The organism is Streptomyces broussonetiae (assembly GCF_009796285.1).
In the GTDB taxonomy this organism is placed as follows: domain Bacteria; phylum Actinomycetota; class Actinomycetes; order Streptomycetales; family Streptomycetaceae; genus Streptomyces; species Streptomyces broussonetiae.
In genome coordinates this window covers 2,184,981-2,202,281 of sequence record NZ_CP047020.1, presented here as the reverse complement: position 1 = coordinate 2,202,281, position 17,301 = coordinate 2,184,981, and the positions used below count along the sequence as shown (strand labels likewise).

General features: G+C 70.8%; 14 protein-coding genes. 13 read left to right on the top strand and 1 reads right to left on the bottom strand.

All coding sequences use genetic code 11. The features are described from left to right. Positions 1-47 precede the first annotated feature (47 nt). Both GQF42_RS10110 and rpsD read left to right on the top strand, forming a co-directional pair. A complete protein-coding gene (locus GQF42_RS10110; RefSeq protein WP_158919305.1) occupies positions 48-1,403 on the top strand; it encodes a replication-associated recombination protein A in 1,356 nt (451 codons plus the stop codon). Positions 1,404-1,706: 303 nt separating this feature from the next. Continuing rightward, positions 1,707-2,321 (top strand): 30S ribosomal protein S4, encoded by a 615-nt coding sequence (rpsD, locus tag GQF42_RS10105; RefSeq protein WP_158919304.1) that lies wholly within the window; start codon positions 1,707-1,709, stop codon positions 2,319-2,321. A gap of 91 nt (positions 2,322-2,412) precedes the next feature. Here the strand turns inward: rpsD and GQF42_RS10100 are convergent, their stop codons facing one another. Further along, complete coding sequence (locus tag GQF42_RS10100; protein ID WP_233273315.1) at positions 2,413-4,608, bottom strand: ATP-binding protein; 2,196 nt, start codon at positions 4,606-4,608, stop codon at positions 2,413-2,415. Between the two features lie 152 nt (positions 4,609-4,760). Between GQF42_RS10100 and GQF42_RS10095 the strand changes: the two genes are divergently transcribed. From GQF42_RS10095 to GQF42_RS10045, 11 genes are all read left to right on the top strand, one after another. Next, positions 4,761-5,195: a DUF948 domain-containing protein gene (locus GQF42_RS10095; RefSeq protein WP_199272631.1), complete on the top strand. Its 435-nt coding sequence runs from the start codon at positions 4,761-4,763 to the stop codon at positions 5,193-5,195. Between the two features lie 16 nt (positions 5,196-5,211). After that, positions 5,212-5,586 (top strand): hypothetical protein, encoded by a 375-nt coding sequence (locus GQF42_RS10090; protein WP_158919303.1) that lies wholly within the window; start codon positions 5,212-5,214, stop codon positions 5,584-5,586. Next, positions 5,586-8,258, top strand: a complete 2,673-nt coding sequence (alaS, locus tag GQF42_RS10085; protein WP_158919302.1) for an alanine--tRNA ligase — start codon at positions 5,586-5,588, stop codon at positions 8,256-8,258. Before GQF42_RS10090 ends, alaS begins: the two co-directional genes overlap by 1 nt. 26 nt (positions 8,259-8,284) lie before the next feature. After that, positions 8,285-8,749, top strand: a complete 465-nt coding sequence (ruvX, locus tag GQF42_RS10080; protein WP_158919301.1) for a Holliday junction resolvase RuvX — start codon at positions 8,285-8,287, stop codon at positions 8,747-8,749. 126 nt (positions 8,750-8,875) lie between these two features. Next, complete coding sequence (mltG, locus tag GQF42_RS10075; RefSeq protein WP_233273314.1) at positions 8,876-10,528, top strand: endolytic transglycosylase MltG; 1,653 nt, start codon at positions 8,876-8,878, stop codon at positions 10,526-10,528. Further along, positions 10,509-11,348 carry a shikimate dehydrogenase gene (locus tag GQF42_RS10070; RefSeq protein WP_158919300.1) on the top strand — a complete coding sequence of 280 codons (840 nt, stop codon included), beginning with the start codon at positions 10,509-10,511 and terminating at the stop codon, positions 11,346-11,348. Before mltG ends, GQF42_RS10070 begins: the two co-directional genes overlap by 20 nt. A gap of 174 nt (positions 11,349-11,522) precedes the next feature. Next, positions 11,523-12,707, top strand: coding sequence for a chorismate synthase (gene aroC, locus GQF42_RS10065; protein WP_158919299.1), 1,185 nt, complete (start codon positions 11,523-11,525; stop codon positions 12,705-12,707). A 32-nt stretch (positions 12,708-12,739) separates the two neighbouring features. Beyond that, on the top strand, positions 12,740-13,222 hold the full coding sequence (locus GQF42_RS10060; protein ID WP_199273042.1) for a shikimate kinase: 483 nt from the start codon (positions 12,740-12,742) through the stop codon (positions 13,220-13,222). Next, positions 13,219-14,310: a 3-dehydroquinate synthase gene (gene aroB / locus GQF42_RS10055; protein WP_158919297.1), complete on the top strand. Its 1,092-nt coding sequence runs from the start codon at positions 13,219-13,221 to the stop codon at positions 14,308-14,310. Before GQF42_RS10060 ends, aroB begins: the two co-directional genes overlap by 4 nt. Positions 14,311-15,151: 841 nt before the next feature. After that, positions 15,152-16,081: an AAA family ATPase gene (locus GQF42_RS10050; RefSeq protein WP_407699487.1), complete on the top strand. Its 930-nt coding sequence runs from the start codon at positions 15,152-15,154 to the stop codon at positions 16,079-16,081. 73 nt (positions 16,082-16,154) lie between these two features. Next, on the top strand, positions 16,155-17,261 hold the full coding sequence (locus GQF42_RS10045) for an aminopeptidase P family protein (RefSeq protein WP_158919295.1): 1,107 nt from the start codon (positions 16,155-16,157) through the stop codon (positions 17,259-17,261). Positions 17,262-17,301 lie beyond the last annotated feature (40 nt).

Below are 17,301 nucleotides of genomic sequence, written 5' to 3'. Positions count from 1 at the left end.
CCCCCGGCCCGGCGGCTTTGTCAGTGCCGTGATTTAGGGTTTTGGACGTGGAACCCGACCTCTTCACCGCAGCGGCGGAAGAACGCCAGGAGAAGGACCCGGCAGGCAGCCCCCTGGCGGTGCGGATGCGCCCGCGCACCCTCGACGAGGTCGTGGGCCAGCAGCATCTGCTCAAGCCCGGCTCGCCGCTGCGCCGGCTGGTCGGCGAGGGGTCCGGCGGCCCCGCCGGACCGTCCTCGGTGATCCTCTGGGGCCCGCCCGGGACGGGCAAGACGACCTTGGCGTACGTCGTCTCCAAGGCAACGAACAAGCGGTTCGTGGAGTTGTCCGCGATCACCGCGGGCGTCAAGGAGGTCCGCGCGGTCATCGACGGCGCCCGCCGCGCCACCGGAGGCTTCGGCAAGGAGACCGTCCTCTTCCTGGACGAGATCCACCGCTTCAGCAAGGCCCAGCAGGACTCCCTGCTCCCGGCGGTCGAGAACCGCTGGGTGACGCTGATCGCGGCCACCACGGAGAACCCGTACTTCTCGGTGATCTCGCCCCTGCTGTCCCGCTCGCTCCTGCTGACACTGGAGCCCCTCACCGACGACGACGTCCGCGGCCTGCTCAAGCGCGCCCTGAGCGACGAGCGCGGCCTGAAGGACGCCGTCGGCCTCCCCGACGACACCGCGGAGCACCTGCTGCGCATCGCCGGCGGCGACGCCCGCCGGGCCCTGACCGCCCTGGAGGCCGCCGCCGGAGCGGCGCTCGACAAGGGCGAGCGGGAGATCGGCCTCGAGACGCTCGAGCAGACCGTCGACCGGGCCGCGGTGAAGTACGACCGCGACGGCGACCAGCACTACGACGTCGCCAGCGCCCTCATCAAGTCCATCCGCGGCTCCGACGTAGACGCCGCCCTGCACTACCTGGCTCGCATGATCGAGGCGGGCGAGGACCCCCGCTTCATCGCCCGCCGACTGATGATCTCCGCGAGCGAGGACATCGGACTCGCCGACCCGAACGCGCTGCCCATCGCGGTCGCCGCCGCCCAGGCCGTCGCCATGATCGGCTTTCCCGAGGCCGCCCTCACCCTCAGCCACGCCACGATCGCCCTCGCCCTCGCCCCCAAGTCCAACTCCGCGACCACCGCGATCGGCGCTGCCCTGGAGGACGTCCGCAAGGGGCTGGCGGGCCCGGTCCCGCCCCACCTGCGCGACGGGCACTACCAGGGCGCGGCCAAGCTCGGCCACGCGCAGGGGTACGTGTACCCACACGACCTGGCGGAGGGAATCGCCGAGCAGCAGTACGCCCCGGACGCCCTGAAGGACCGCACGTACTACACCCCGACCCGGCACGGCACGGAGGCCAGATACGCCGACGCGGTCGAGTGGACCAGGAAACACCTCGGTCGCAAGCGTTCCTGAGCACCCTGTAGACTGCTGCGAAGTGCTGAGTCCCGCGCTGTCAGAGCGGGACAGTCAGCCGGAGATCCGGTCCTGCGTGGACCGACTCCAGGAGCGTCGCGCACCGTCGATCGGTGTCGCGGGCAGCCCACCACCACTCGGAGTCCCGGGACGGTCGGTGGGCCACTCGCGTGCTGCACGTATGTGCCCAGACCAGGGAAGCGGCTGCCCGGCAGGTCCTTCGGGGCCCGGCGGGTTTTCCCGGCTGCGGATGCGACCTCCCTTAACCCTGACAAGCCGAAAACTACGAAAGAGATAGAGACAGTGGCGAACCAGTCCCGCCCCAAGGTCAAGAAGTCGCGTGCCCTCGGCATCGCGCTGACCCCGAAGGCCGTCAAGTACTTCGAGGCCCGCCCCTACCCGCCGGGTGAGCACGGCCGCGGCCGCAAGCAGAACTCGGACTACAAGGTCCGTCTGCTGGAGAAGCAGCGTCTGCGCGCGCAGTACGACGTGTCCGAGCGCCAGCTCGTCCGCGCCTACGAGCGTGCCTCCAAGGTCCAGGGCAAGACCGGTGAGGCCCTGATCATCGAGCTGGAGCGCCGCCTCGACGCGCTGATCCTGCGTTCGGGCATCGCCCGCACGATCTACCAGGCCCGTCAGATGGTCGTCCACGGCCACATCCAGGTCAACGGCCAGAAGGTCGACAAGCCGTCCTTCCGTGTCCGCCCGGACGACGTCGTGCAGGTCCGCGACCGCTCCAAGGACAAGACGCTCTTCACGATCGCCCGCGAGGGTGGCTTCGCCCCCGATGGTGAGACCCCGCGCTACCTGCAGGTGAACCTCAAGGCCCTGGCGTTCCGCCTGGACCGCGAGCCGAACCGCAAGGAGATCCCGGTGATCTGCGACGAGCAGCTCGTCGTCGAGTACTACGCCCGCTGATTCCAGCCGCGGCGTCATACGTCAGCCCGCCGTCCGTGCGCCCGGCCCTGCCGGGGTCGCAGGGACGGCGGGTTCGCGTTTTCCGGCCTCGTCAGGTGGCGGGCAGGTCCGGCCGTTCGGACAGCGCCGGCCGGTGAGAGCCGGCCGCGCGGTTCCCTGCGCCCCTCAGGGAGGCCTCAACCCCGCGCGGACTCGGTAGCGCATCCAGCGGCCGTCCCCCGTCACGCCGCAGCGCACGGGTCACCGCCGTGACGCGGTCGAGCCGGCCCCCTTCCGCCAGGCACTCCTCGTACCGCGCGTCCCCCAGCGCCTGCCGGGCCAGCGTCTCGCACCGCTCGTGCGGGGCGTTGTAGTACGCCGATCCGAACAGCGGCAGCCCGACCGAGGGCCACATCCGGCCCGCCGCGCCCTGCAGCACCGCCGCCTCGGCCGCCCCGCCCACCGTCGCCGTCACCAGTGCCAGCAGTTCCAGAGACAGCACCTCGGCGAGCAGATCGCGGAAGGCGTGCGCATGGTCCAGGGAGTCCGCCAGGAACTCCCGCGCACCAGCGGGGTCGCCGTCCTGCCAGGCCGCGTACGCGAGCACGTACAGTGCGTACGACCGTGCCCAGCGCTCGCCGTGGTCCTCGCACACCTGGCGCACGTCCTTGCACAGCCGCACCGCCTCCGGTAGATCCCCCTGGAACGCCCGCGTCATCGCCAGCTCGACCTGGCCCATCAGGACGTTGCTGTTCAGCTCGCCGATCTCGTGATAGCGCTCCAGCGCCGACCGCAGCAGCGTTTCTGCGTGCTGCATGTCATCGCTGACCAGGGCCAGACAGCCGGTGCGGTGCTCGGCGTACGCCAGCGCCGTCGGATCCGCGACCTGCTCCGCCTGCTCCCGGCACTCCCGCAGCGCCGCGAGCGCGGGCACGGTGTCGCCCTGCAGGATCGCCACGTAGCCGAGCACCCACAGAGCCTTCAGCCGGGACTGCTCGTACTCCGACTCCAGTTCCACGCTGCGCTCCAGCCAGCGTCGCCCCTCCGCGAGCCGCCCGCAGCCCACCCAGCAGAACCACAGCGATCCTGCCAGGCACTGGCCGAGGTGCGCCTCGTCCGGCTCGGTCAGACAGGACTCCAGAGCAGCCCGCAGATTCGGCAGCTCGGCCTCGACCCGCTCGGCGATCTCGTGCTGCCGGGGTGAGAACCAGTCCAGCTCGCACCAGGTCGCCAGGCCCAGGAACCAGTCCCGGTGCCGTCTGCGCAGCCGGCCCGCGTCCCCGGCCGCCTCCAGCCAGTCGGCGCCGTAGGCCCGTACGGTGTCCAGCATCCGGTAACGGGGACCGGCCGGGGTGTCCTCGCGGCCGACGACCGACTGGGCCAGCAGCTCCGACAGCAGGTCGAGCACGTCCTCGGCGGGCAGCCCGTCCCCGCTGCACACGTACTCGGCCGCCTCCAGGTCGAAGCTCTGCGCGAACACCGACAGCCGTGCCCACAGCAGCCGTTCGGCCGGGGTGCACAGCTCGTGGCTCCAGCCGATCGCCGTGCGCAGCGTCTGGTGGCGGGAGGGCGGCCCGCCGGGCACCGGGCGCATGACCTCGCTCCGGCCGCCCGCGGTCAGCAGCCGGAACCGGTCGTCCAGCCGCTGCAGCAACTGTCCGGGGGACAGCGCCCGCAGCCGCCCGGCCGCCAGCTCCAGCGCGAGCGGGATCCCCTCCAGCCGGCGGCACAGCTCACGCACTTCGGGACCGTCGGACACCGTCAGCCCCTGCTCCCGGGCCCGGTCCGTGAACAGCTCCACCGCCGCGTCCTCGTCGAGCGGTGCCAGCGGCACCAGCCGTTCGCCGGCCAGTCCCAGCGGACGCCGGCCCGCGGCCAGCACCTTCAACCCGGGCAGCCTGCGCAGCAGTTCCGCCGCCAACTCGGCGCAGCCCTCCACCAGATGCTCGAACCCGTCCAGCACCAGCAGGACCGGCCGGCCGGCGAGATGCTCGAGCAGTGTCTCGCGGGGCAGCCGCGTGGTGTGGTCGGTCAGGCCCAGCGACTCGACCACCGCGTACTCCACGAACTGCGGATCGCGCACCGGCGCCAGCTCGACCCGCCCGCACACCGCGGAACCCCACCCGGCGGCGGCCCGCGCGGCCAGCCGGGACTTGCCGACGCCCCCGACCCCGGTCACGGTCACCAGCCGCGCCTCGCCGAGCGCCGCCGCCAGCTCGGCGAGTTCGGCCGAGCGCCCGACGAAAGTGGTCAGTTCCAGGGGCGGATCGCCGTCGGGGAAGGGGGCTGGGCGCTGAGGACCTCGCATGGGACACGGAGCGTACTGAAGCGTGTTCATTCCGTACAATCGCTTCTCGTAACTCCGTCCCCGCCACCGGGTAATCCGGTACGGAGTCCCGGCCCCGGCGCGATAGGCTCGGACTCGACTTTTTCGATGGTGAGGCACGTTTCAGGGAGCGGGTGCACACAGTGTCCGGTGGAGAGGTGGCCGGGATCCTGGTGGCCGTCTTCTGGGCGATCCTGGTCTCCTTCCTCGCGGTGGCTCTCGCGAGGCTGGCCCAGACGCTCAAGGCGACCACCAAGCTCGTGGCGGACGTGACCGACCAGGCCGTCCCCCTGCTCGCCGACGCCTCCGCCACCGTGCGGTCCGCGCAGAGCCAGATCGACCGCGTCGACGCGATCGCCTCCGACGTCCAGGAGGTCACGTCCAACGCCTCCGCGCTGTCGACCACCGTCGCCTCCACCTTCGGCGGTCCGCTGGTCAAGGTCGCCGCCTTCGGCTACGGCGTGCGCCGGGCGCTGGGCGGCCGCAAGGAGGACGTGCCCGCGAAGGCGCCTCGGCGTACCGTGATCGTGGGCCGCACGGTCTCCACCGCCCGACGCAAGCGGAAGTAAGGACTGAGACCGAGCGATGTTCCGCCGTACGTTCTGGTTCACCACGGGTGTCGCCGCCGGTGTGTGGGCCACCACCAAGGTCAACCGCAAGCTGAAGCAGCTGACCCCCGAGAGCCTCGCCGCCACCGCGGCGAACAAGGCCCTGGAGACCGGTCAGCGGCTGAAGGACCGCGCGGTGGGCTTCGCGCTCGACGTCCGCGACAACATGGCCGTGCGGGAGGCCGAGCTGGGGGAGGCCCTGGGGATCCACGAGAACCCCGAACTCCCCGCACCCCGGCAATACACCGCCATCGAGAACCACCACAGCACCAACCGCAGCACACCGAAGTACATCGAAACGTCGTTTACTTCGCAGGCGAAGTACTCGTACAACCGGAATGAGGACCACTGATGGAGTCGGCTGAGATCCGCCGCCGCTGGCTGAGCTTCTTCGAGGAGCGCGGGCACACCGTCGTCCCTTCGGCGTCGCTCATCGCGGACGACCCGACTCTTCTTCTCGTCCCCGCCGGCATGGTGCCCTTCAAGCCCTACTTCCTGGGTGAGGTCAAGCCGCCGTTCGACCGCGCCACCAGCGTGCAGAAGTGCGTGCGCACGCCCGACATCGAAGAGGTCGGCAAGACCACGCGCCACGGCACCTTCTTCCAGATGTGCGGCAACTTCTCCTTCGGCGACTACTTCAAGGAAGGCGCCATCAAGTACGCCTGGGAGCTGCTCACCACGCCCCAGGACAAGGGCGGTTACGGCCTCGACCCCGAGCGCCTGTGGATCACCGTCTACAAGGACGACGACGAGGCCGAGCGCATCTGGCACGAGGTCGTCGGTGTGCCGAAGGAGCGCATCCAGCGCCTCGGCATGAAGGACAACTACTGGTCCATGGGCGTCCCCGGCCCCTGCGGCCCCTGCTCCGAGATCAACTACGACCGTGGCCCCGAGTTCGGCGTCGAGGGCGGCCCCGCCGTCAACGACGAGCGGTACGTGGAGATCTGGAACCTCGTCTTCATGCAGTTCGAGCGCGGCGAGGGCATCGGCAAGGACAACTTCGAGATCCTCGGCGAGCTGCCGAGCAAGAACATCGACACGGGCCTCGGCCTGGAGCGCCTCGCCATGATTCTGCAGGGCGTGCAGAACATGTACGAGATCGACACCTCCATGGCCGTCATCGACAAGGCCACCGAGCTGACCGGCGTCCGCTACGGCGACGCCCACGACTCGGACGTCTCCCTGCGTGTGGTCACCGACCACATGCGCACGTCGGTGATGCTCATCGGCGACGGCGTCACGCCCGGCAACGAGGGCCGCGGCTACGTGCTGCGCCGCATCATGCGCCGCGCCATCCGCAACATGCGCCTGCTCGGCGCCACCGGCCCGGTCGTGCTCGACCTGATCGACACCGTGATCCGGATGATGGGCCGGCAGTACCCCGAGCTGATCACCGACCGCGAGCGCATCGAGAAGGTCGCCGTTGCCGAGGAGAACGCCTTCCTCAAGACGCTGAAGGCCGGCACCAACATCCTCGACACCGCCGTCACCGAGACCAAGCAGTCCGGTGGCACGGTCCTCGCCGGCGACAAGGCGTTCCTGCTCCACGACACCTGGGGCTTCCCGATCGACCTCACCCTGGAGATGGCCGCCGAGCAGGGCCTCTCGGTGGACGAGGACGGCTTCCGCCGCCTGATGAAGGAGCAGCGGGAGCGCGCCAAGGCCGACGCCCAGGCCAAGAAGACCGGCCACGCCGGTGCCGGTGCCTACCGGGAGATCGCCGACAAGGTCGGCGAGACCGACTTCATCGGCTACGGCGACACCGAGGGCGAGACCACGATCGTCGGCATCCTGGTCGACGGCGCCTCCTCGCCGGCAGCCACCGAGGGCGACGAGGTCGAGATCGTCCTCGACCGCACCCCGTTCTATGCCGAGGGCGGCGGCCAGATCGGTGACACGGGCCGTATCAAGGTCGACTCCGGTGCCGTCATCGAGGTCCGCGACTGCCAGAAGCCGGTCCCGGGTGTGTACGTCCACAAGGGCGTCGTCCAGGTCGGTGAGGTGACCGTCGGCGCCAAGGCCCACGCCTCGATCGACGCCCGCCGCCGCAAGGCCATCGCCCGCGCCCACTCGGCCACGCACCTGACCCACCAGGCGCTGCGCGACGCCCTCGGCCCGACGGCCGCCCAGGCCGGTTCCGAGAACCAGCCCGGCCGCTTCCGCTTCGACTTCGGCTCCCCGTCCGCCGTCCCGACGGCCGTGATGACCGACGTCGAGCAGAAGATCAACGAGGTGCTCGCCCGCGATCTCGACGTGCACGCCGAGGTCATGGGCATCGACGAGGCCAAGAAGCAGGGCGCCATCGCCGAGTTCGGCGAGAAGTACGGCGAGCGGGTCCGCGTCGTGACCATCGGCGACTTCTCCAAGGAGCTGTGCGGCGGCACGCACGTGCACAACACCGCCCAGCTGGGCCTGGTGAAGCTGCTCGGCGAGTCCTCCATCGGCTCGGGTGTCCGCCGTATCGAGGCCCTGGTCGGCGTGGACGCCTACAACTTCCTCGCCCGTGAGCACACGGTCGTCAACCAGCTGACCGAACTGCTCAAGGGCCGCTCGGAGGAGCTGCCGGAGAAGGTCTCCTCGATGCTCGGCAAGCTGAAGGACGCCGAGAAGGAGATCGAGAAGTTCCGCGCCGAGAAGGTACTCCAGGCCGCTGCCGGTCTCGCCGAGTCCGCCAAGGACGTCCGCGGTGTGGCCGTCGTCACCGGCCAGGTCCCGGACGGCACGACCCCGGACGACCTGCGCAAGCTGGTCCTCGACGTGCGCGGCCGTATCCAGGGCGGACGTGCCGCGGTTGTGGCCCTTTTCACGGTGAACAATGGCAAGCCGCTGACCGTCATCGCCACCAACGAGGCCGCCCGTGAGCGTGGTCTCAAGGCCGGTGACCTGGTCCGTACCGCCGCCAAGACCCTTGGCGGCGGCGGTGGCGGCAAGCCGGACGTGGCTCAGGGCGGCGGTCAGAACCCGGCCGCCGTCGGCGAGGCCGTCGACGCTGTCGAGCGTCTCGTCGCCGACACCGCCAAGTAAACAGGTACGTAAGGAAACGGTCGGAAATGCGCAGAGGACGTCGACTCGCGATCGACGTCGGGGACGCTCGGATCGGGGTCGCCTCGTGCGACCCCGACGGGATCCTCGCCACCCCGGTGGAGACGGTCCCGGGCCGGGACATCCCCGCAGCTCACCGCCGGTTGCGTCAGCTGGTGGAGGAGTACGAACCGATCGAGGTCGTCGTCGGCCTCCCTCGTTCCCTCAAGGGGGGCGAGGGCCCGGCCGCGGTCAAGGTCCGCGCCTTCGCCGAGGAGTTGGCCAAGGGCATCACGCCGGTGCCGGTCCGCCTGGTGGACGAGCGGATGACGACCGTGACGGCCAGCCAGGGACTGCGTGCCTCGGGCGTGAAATCGAAGAAGGGCCGCTCGGTCATCGACCAGGCAGCCGCCGTCATCATCCTCCAGCAGGCCCTCGAATCCGAACGGGTGTCAGGTAAAGCACCGGGCGAGGGCGTCGAAGTGGTCATCTGATCGCGATACGGTAACGTTCCGCGCGATGTGCCGGTGTTCGAACAGCCGGGACACAGCAAGAGGAGGCGGAACGGAAGCGGGCCCACCGGCCGCGTGACCGGTCGGCCTCGCGGCTCTAGGGGATCGATGACTGAGTATGGCCGGGGCCAAGGCTCCGAACCGTGGCATCCGCAGGACCCGTTGTACGGGGACGGCGGATGGGAAGGGCAGCAGCCGCACGACGGCCGGCAGCCCTACGGCGGCCAGCCGCAGCACTATCCGCAGCAGCCGCAGTACGACAACTGGGGCCAGGAGCAGCAGCCCGGATACGGCCACGAGCAGTATCCGTACTACGACGAGCAGGGGCATCCGCAGTACGCGGGCCATCCTCAGCACCAGTACCAGCAGCAGGGCGGCTGGAACGCGACCGGTACCCACGGCCAGGTCCCGTATCCGCCCGACCCCGCCGACCCCTACGGGCAGCAGCCCGTCGGCTACGGCGGCGGGCAGCCCGACTTCTACGGTTCGGAAGACGCCTATCCGCCGCCGGAGCCGCCCGGCCGTCGGCGCCCCGACCCGGAGCCGGAGCCGGAGGCCGTGCCCGAGGAGGAGAACCACCCCTTCTTCACGGGAGGCGGCGACGATGACGACGACGAGGAGCACGAACTCGCCAACCGGCGCGACCGGCGCGGCAAGGGCAAGAAACCCGTCAAGCCGAAGAAGCGGCGTACCGGTTGCGCCTGCATGGTGGTCGTCCTGGTCTTCGGCGGCGGTCTCGGCGGTGTCGGTTACTACGGGTACAAGTTCTACCAAAATCGTTTCGCCCCGGCCCCCGACTACAAGGGTGACGGCACCGGCGAGTCGGTCACCGTCGAGATCCCCAAGGGCGCGGGCGGCTGGGACATCGGCAACCGCCTGAAGGAGGCCGGTGTCGTCAAGAGCGCCGAGGCCTTCGTCCACGCGCAGAACGACATAAAGGGCGGCAACGGCATCCAGGCCGGCGCATATCTCCTGAAGAAGGAGATGTCTGCCGCAAGTGCCGTGAAAATGATGCTGGACCCGAACAGCCAGAACAATGTCGTGGTGACCCCGGGCGAACGCAACGCGGGCGTCTACGAGGCGATCGACAAGAAACTCGAACTGTCCGCGGGCACCACCCAGAAGGCCGCCCAGGCCTCGTTCAAGAGTTTTGGAATGCCGACCTGGGCGCAGAACAACGGCGAGGTCAAGGACCCGCTGGAGGGCTTCCTCTTCCCGGGCACCTACCCGGCCGCCAAGGGCATGAAGCCGGACGCGATCCTGAAGCAGATGGTCGCGCAGGCCAAGTCCAAGTACGACGCCTACGGCCTGACCGCCAAGGCCGAGTCCCTGGGGCTGAACAACGCGTTCCAGCTCGTCACCGTCGCGAGTCTGGTGCAGGCGGAGGGCAAGACGCACGACGACTTCCGCAAGATGGCGGAGGTGGTCTACAACCGTCTCAAACCCGGCAACACCGAGACGAACCAGCTGCTCCAGTTCGACTCGACGTACAACTACCTCAAGGGCACCAGCAACATCCATATCTCCGAGAAGGAGATCAACAGCAACCACAACCCGTACAACACGTACACCCACAAGGGCCTGCCGCCCGGTCCGATCGGAAATCCCGGCGAGGACGCGATGCTGGCGGCACTGAATCCGACCCACGACGGCTGGATCTATTTCGTGGCGACCGACGGTCAGAACAACACCGAGTTCGCCAAGACCTACGCAGAATTCCAGCAGCTCAAGGAAAAGTTCAATGCCACATCGGGCAACTGACGCCCGTCGGGCGGCCGTGCTCGGGTCGCCCATCGCCCACTCCCTCTCCCCGGTGCTGCACCGGGCGGCGTACGACGAACTGGGGCTCGGCGACTGGTCGTACGACCGCTTCGAGGTCGACGAGGCCGCTCTGCCCGGCTTCCTCGAGAAGCTCGGACCGCAGTGGGCGGGGCTGTCCCTGACCATGCCGCTCAAGCGGGCGGTCATCCCGCTGCTGGACGAGATCAGCGACACCGCCGCCTCCGTCGACGCGGTCAACACCGTCGTCTTCACCGAGGACGGCCGCCGCGTCGGTGACAACACCGACATCCCGGGCATGGTGGCCGCGCTGCGGGAGCACGGCATCGAGCAGGTCGACTCGGCCGCGGTCCTCGGCGCCGGTGCCACCGCCTCCTCCGCCCTCGCCGCCCTCGCCCGGATCTGCACCGGCGACATCACCGTCTACGTCCGCAGTGAGGACCGCGCCGCCGAGATGCGGCAGTGGGGCGAACGGCTCGAGGTGGACGTCCGGACGGCGGACTGGGCGGACGCCGGGCAGGCGCTGCACGCGCCCCTGGTGATCGCCACGACGCCCGCCGGCACGACCGACGCCCTGGCCACCGCCGTACCCGAACGCCCGGCCACCCTCTTCGACGTGCTCTACGAACCCTGGCCCACCGAGCTGGCGGCCCGCTGGTCCATGTTCGGCGGCGCCGTCGTCGGTGGCCTCGACCTGCTGGTCCACCAGGCCGTCCTCCAGGTCGAGCAGATGACCGGCCGCTCCCCGGCGCCGCTGGAGGTCATGCGGCACGCCGGTGAGAAGGCGCTCGCCGCCCGCTGACCGCCCCCGCACCGCCCTTTCGCGTCCGCCTGCTGGACCGGCGGCCGGACAACCACCCCGGACGTGGGAGGATCGGAGGTGGCGTACCGGGGTCGCGCACCCGGCGGCGCCGTCGCCGTACGCGAGCACACGCCTATGGCGGGCAGTACCGGGCGCGAGCATTGAGGAGCACCGTTGAGCAGGCTGCGTTGGCTGACCGCGGGGGAATCCCACGGTCCCGCACTTGTCGCGACGCTGGAGGGCCTTCCCGCCGGCGTGCCGATCACCACGGACATGGTGGCGGACCACCTCGCGCGGCGGCGGCTCGGCTATGGCCGCGGTGCGCGGATGAAGTTCGAGCGTGACGAGGTCACCTTTCTGGGTGGCGTCCGGCACGGTCTGACCCTCGGCTCCCCGGTCGCGATCATGGTGGGCAACACCGAGTGGCCCAAGTGGGAGCAGGTCATGGCGGCCGACCCGGTCGACCCCGAGGTGCTGGCCGGGCTCGCCCGCAACGCGCCGCTGACCCGTCCGCGTCCGGGCCACGCCGACCTCGCCGGCATGCAGAAGTACGGCTTCGACGAGGCCCGCCCGATCCTGGAGCGCGCCTCCGCCCGCGAGACCGCCGCCCGCGTGGCGCTCGGCGCGGTCGCCCGGTCGTACCTGAAGGAGACGACCGGCATCGAGATCGTCTCGCACGTGGTCGAGCTGGCCTCCGCGAAGGCCCCGCGGGGCGTCTACCCGACCCCCGCCGACGTCGAGAAGCTGGACGCCGACCCGGTGCGCTGCCTGGACGCCGACGCGTCGAAGGCGATGGTCGCCGAGATCGACCAGGCCCACAAGGACGGCGACACGCTCGGCGGTGTGGTCGAGATCCTGGCCTACGGCGTGCCGGTGGGCCTGGGCTCGCACGTGCACTGGGACCGCAAGCTGGACGCCCGGCTGGCGGGCGCCCTGATGGGCATCCAGGCGATCAAGGGCGTCGAGGTCGGCGACGGCTTCGAGCTGGCCCGGGTGCCGGGCTCGCAGGCTCACGACGAGATCGTGAAGACCGACGAGGGCATCAAGCGGGTCTCCGGTCGCGCCGGTGGCACCGAGGGCGGACTGAGCACCGGCGAGCTGCTGCGCGTGCGCGCCGCGATGAAGCCGATCGCGACCGTGCCGCGGGCCCTGCAGACGGTCGACGTGACCACCGGCGAGGCGACCCAGGCGCACCACCAGCGCTCTGACGTCTCCGCGGTCCCGGCCGCCGGCATCGTCGCCGAGGCCATGGTCGCGCTGGTGCTGGCCGACGCGGTCGCGGAGAAGTTCGGCGGCGACAACGTGGCCGAGACCCGCCGCAACGTACGGTCCTACCTCGACAACCTCCGCATCCGGTGAGCGCCGTGCCTGCGGTCGTCCTGGTCGGCCCGATGGGCGTCGGCAAGTCCACCGTCGGACAGCTGCTGGCCGAGCGCCTCGGCGTCGGCTACCGCGACACCGACGACGACATCGTCGCGGCCGAGGGCCGCACCATCGCCGAGATCTTCGTCGACGAGGGTGAGCCTGCCTTCCGGGCGATCGAGAAGCGGGCGGTCGCCGTCGCACTCGCCGAGCACGAGGGCGTCCTCGCGCTCGGCGGCGGCGCCGTCCTCGACGCGGACACCCGCGCGCTGCTCGCCGGGCACCGCGTGGTCTACCTCTCGATGCACGTGGACGAGGCGGTCAAGCGCACCGGCCTGAACGCGGCCCGCCCGCTGCTCGCGGTCAACCCGCGCAAGCAGTGGCGCGAACTGATGGAAGCCCGGCGGCACCTGTACGAGGAGGTCGCCACGGCCGTCGTACCGACCGATGACCGCACCCCCGAAGAGGTTACCCAACAGGCGTTGGAAGCACTGGAGTTGAAGAAGGCATGAGCGAGGCAGTCACGCGGATCCAGGTCGCCGGCACGGCGGGCACCGAGCCGTACGAGGTGCTGGTCGGCCGCCAACTCCTGGGCGAACTGGGCGGATTGATCGGCCGACAGGCCCAGCGGGTCGCGGTGATCCACCCGGAGGCGCTGGCCGAGACCGGCGACGCGCTCCGTGCCGACCTGGCCGAGCAGGGCTACGAGGCCGTCGCCATCCAGGTGCCCAACGCCGAGGAGGCGAAGACCGCCGAGGTCGCAGCCTACTGCTGGAAGGCACTCGGCCAGTCCCACTTCACCCGTTCCGACGTGATCGTCGGCGTGGGCGGCGGCGCGACCACGGACCTCGCCGGTTTCGTGGCCGCGACCTGGCTGCGCGGGGTCCGCTGGATCGCCGTGCCGACCACGGTCCTCGCCATGGTGGACGCGGCGGTCGGCGGCAAGACCGGCATCAACACCGCCGAGGGCAAGAACCTCGTCGGCGCCTTCCACCCGCCGGCCGGCGTCCTGTGCGACCTCGCCGCGCTGGACTCCCTCGCGGTCAACGACTACGTCTCCGGGCTCGCGGAGGTCATCAAGGCCGGCTTCATCGCCGACCCGGTGATCCTGGAGCTGATCGAGTCCGATCCCGAGGGTGCCCGCACTCCGGCGGGTCCGCACACGGCCGAGCTGATCGAACGCTCGATCCGGGTGAAGGCCGAGGTCGTCTCCTCGGACCTGAAGGAATCCGGCCTGCGGGAGATCCTCAACTACGGCCACACGCTCGGCCACGCCATCGAGAAGAACGAGCGCTACCAGTGGCGGCACGGCGCGGCGGTCGCCGTCGGCATGCACTTCGCCGCCGAACTGGGCCGTCTGGCGGGCCGGTTGGACGACGCGACGGCGGACCGGCACCGTGCGGTCCTCGAAGCGGTCGGGCTGCCGCTGCACTACCGCTACGACCAGTGGCCCAAGCTGCTGGAGACGATGAAGGTCGACAAGAAGTCCCGCGGCGACCGGCTGCGTTTCATCGTCCTCGACGGTCTGGCCAAGCCGACGGTCCTGGAGAGCCCGGACCCGGCTGTGCTGCTCGCCGCGTACGGCGAGGTCGGTCAGTAGGTCCCCGACTGTTCCGTCCGTCCGGATCCGTTCCGATTCCCCTTCCGGAATGGGCACTTCGGGCCGCCCCCGGCCGTTTCACCAAACGGCGGCCGGGGGCGGTACCGTTCGGTAGGGAGCGGGGCCCGACCCCCGCTGCCAGCACGAACTGCCTCGAGTGAGCCGGAAGGCGTCGGTGTCGAGGGACCATGTGGGTCCCACCCGCGCGAGCGAAGCCGAGTGTGGGGAGCGCGCAGGCCCTGAGGGCTGAGCACGATCGGGCTGCCGACACCGACTCAGGAGCCCCGGGGGCGAACGAGCCGAAGACGACGAGACGGAGTGGCATCGGATGCAGCACGCAGTGGGGTCGCCGCTGCCGCCGCCCCAGCAGCCGGGGCACGGGCCGCAGGCCGGCTGGACACCGGCCGCCCACCACCCGCCGGTCCCCACCGCCCCGTCTCCTCCACCCATCCCGCCGCCCGCCTCCTCGCCGCACCAGATGCCGGCCGAGGGCCCTGCTCGGGCGTCTTCGCCTCATCCGGCCTCCGCTCGGGATTCCGCTTCTGCCCCGCGGTCGCGTGAGGAATCGGCCCAGGATCCTACGCCCGCGCTCTCACCGCATCCGGTGTCCGCTCGGGGTTCGGCTTCTGTGCCGTCGTCGTACGAGGGGGCCCAGGGTCCTGCTTCTGGGTTCTCGTCGCATCCGGTGGCTGCTCGGGGTTCGGCCTCTGTGCCGTCGTCGTACGAGGTGTCGGCCGAGGGCCTTGCTCCTGTGTTCTCGCCGCATCCGGTGGGCGCCCGGGATTCCGCTTCCGTGTCGCTGCCGCTTCAGGTGCCGGCCCAGGACCCTGGTTCTGCGCCGTTGTCGCATGCGGTGTCCGCACACACCCAGGGCCCTGCTCCTGTGCCCCCGCCTCATCCGGGGCCCGCCCAAGGCCCCGTGCCTGTTCCTCCTGTGCCGCCCGCCCAAGGCCCCGTGCCCGTTCCTCCTGTGCCGCCCGCCCAAGGCCCCGTGCCCGTTCCTCCTGTGCCACCCGTCCAGGGCTTCCCCGCAGCGGGTGTTCCGGCGGCTTCCTCCGGTGCCGTGCCGCCGGCTCCCGCGCAGCCGCCCGCTCCTCAGCACGGAGCCGTGTCGGCCGCACCCGACACCACCGGCCATGTGCCGCTGCCGCCCGGCGGCCCCGTCGGCGTGCCCACGGCCGCCCCGGCCCAGGCCGCGGTGCCCGACCCGACGACGACGACCCTGGCCGTCCTGCTGATCGGCCCGGCGGGCGCGGGCAAGACCAGCGTCGCCAAGTACTGGGCGGACCACCGCCGGGTGCCCACCGCGCACATCAGCCTGGACGACGTCCGCGAATGGGTCCGTTCGGGCTTCGCCGACCCCCAGTCCGGCTGGAACGACAACTCCGAGGCCCAGTACCGGCTGGCCCGCCGCACCTGCGGCTTCGCCGCCCGCAACTTCCTCGCCAACGGCATCTCCTGCATCCTCGACGACGCCGTGTTCCCGGACCGGCCGGTCGTGGGTCTCGGCGGCTGGAAGCGCCACGTCGGCCCCGGCCTGCTCCCGGTCGTCCTGCTCCCGGGCCTGGACATCGTCCTGGAGCGCAACGCCGAACGCACCGGCAACCGCCGCCTCACCGACGAGGAGGTGGCCCGCATCCACGGCCGCATGGCCGGCTGGTACGGCTCGGGCCTCCCGATCATCGACAACTCCCAACTGGACGTCCCCGGCACGGCAAGAGTCCTGGACGAGGTCCTGGCCAGAGCGATAGCAAGCCCACCGAGCTGGTAGGCGCCACCCGCCCCGCACCCCACTCGGCCCCCACGAATCGGCACAACCGGCGCAAAACTCCTACGCTCGTCTCATGTCAGAGGTGTACGCGACCCGTCGATCCCGGCTGAGGGACCACTTCACCGCGGCCGGCACCGCGGCAGCGCTCATCACTCGCCCGGCCAACGTGCGCTACCTTGCCGCCGCGGCCCCGCAGGGCTCCGCCCTGCTGCTCGGCAGGCGCGAGGACCTTCTCGTCTGCACCGGCCCGCCCGACGACCGTCCCTACGAGGGCAGGCCGGACGAGCACCTGCGTCTGCACGTCCTTGCACCGAACGGCGGCGACGCGGCAGCCGTGGCCGCGGACCTGGCCGTGTCCCAGGACGCCGACTCCCTGGCCGTCGAGGAGCACCACCTCACGGTGGCCCGGCACAGAGCCGTCTCCGCCGTCGCCCCCGGACTCCGCCTCGGCGACCTCGGCGGAGCCGTCGAGCAGCTCAGGGTGGTCAAGGACGAGGAGGAGATCTCCTGCCTCCGTATCGGCGCCGAGATCGCCGACCAGGCCCTCGGCGAACTGCTGGAGTCCATCCTGGTCGGCCGTACCGAACGGCATCTCGCGCTGGAGCTGGAGCGCCGCCTGGTCGACCACGGCGCCGACGGACCGGCCTTCCCCACCTCCGTGGCCACCGGCCCGAACTCCGGCCGGCGTGGTCACCGTCCCACCGACCGGCGGGTGGAGGAGGGTGACTTCCTCTCCGTGTGCCTGGGCGCGACCTACCGGGGCTACCGCTGCGAGATCGGCCGCACCTTCGTGATCGGTACGTCGCCCGCGGACTGGCAGGTCGAGCTGTACGACCTGGTCTTCGCCGCCCAGCGCGCCGGACGCGAGCGCCTGGCGCCCGGTGCCGCCCACCGTGACGTGGACCGTGCGGCCCGCCACGTACTTGACTCGGCCGGCTATGCGGAGGCCCTGCCACCGCTGATCGGACACGGGGTCGGACTCGAAATCGACGAGGACCCGCAGTTGGCGCCCGCGTCCATGGGTAAACTGGACGCTTGCGTGCCGGTCACCGTCGAACCGGGGGTCCACCTCCCGGGCCGGGGCGGTGTCCGGATCGATGACACGCTCGTCGTACGCCCCGAGGCGGACGGCGGACCCGAGCTACTCACCATCACGACCAAGGAGCTGCTCGCGCTGTAGCGCGTGACCCTGGGTCGTACGTCAGTCCAGGAGATTCCGC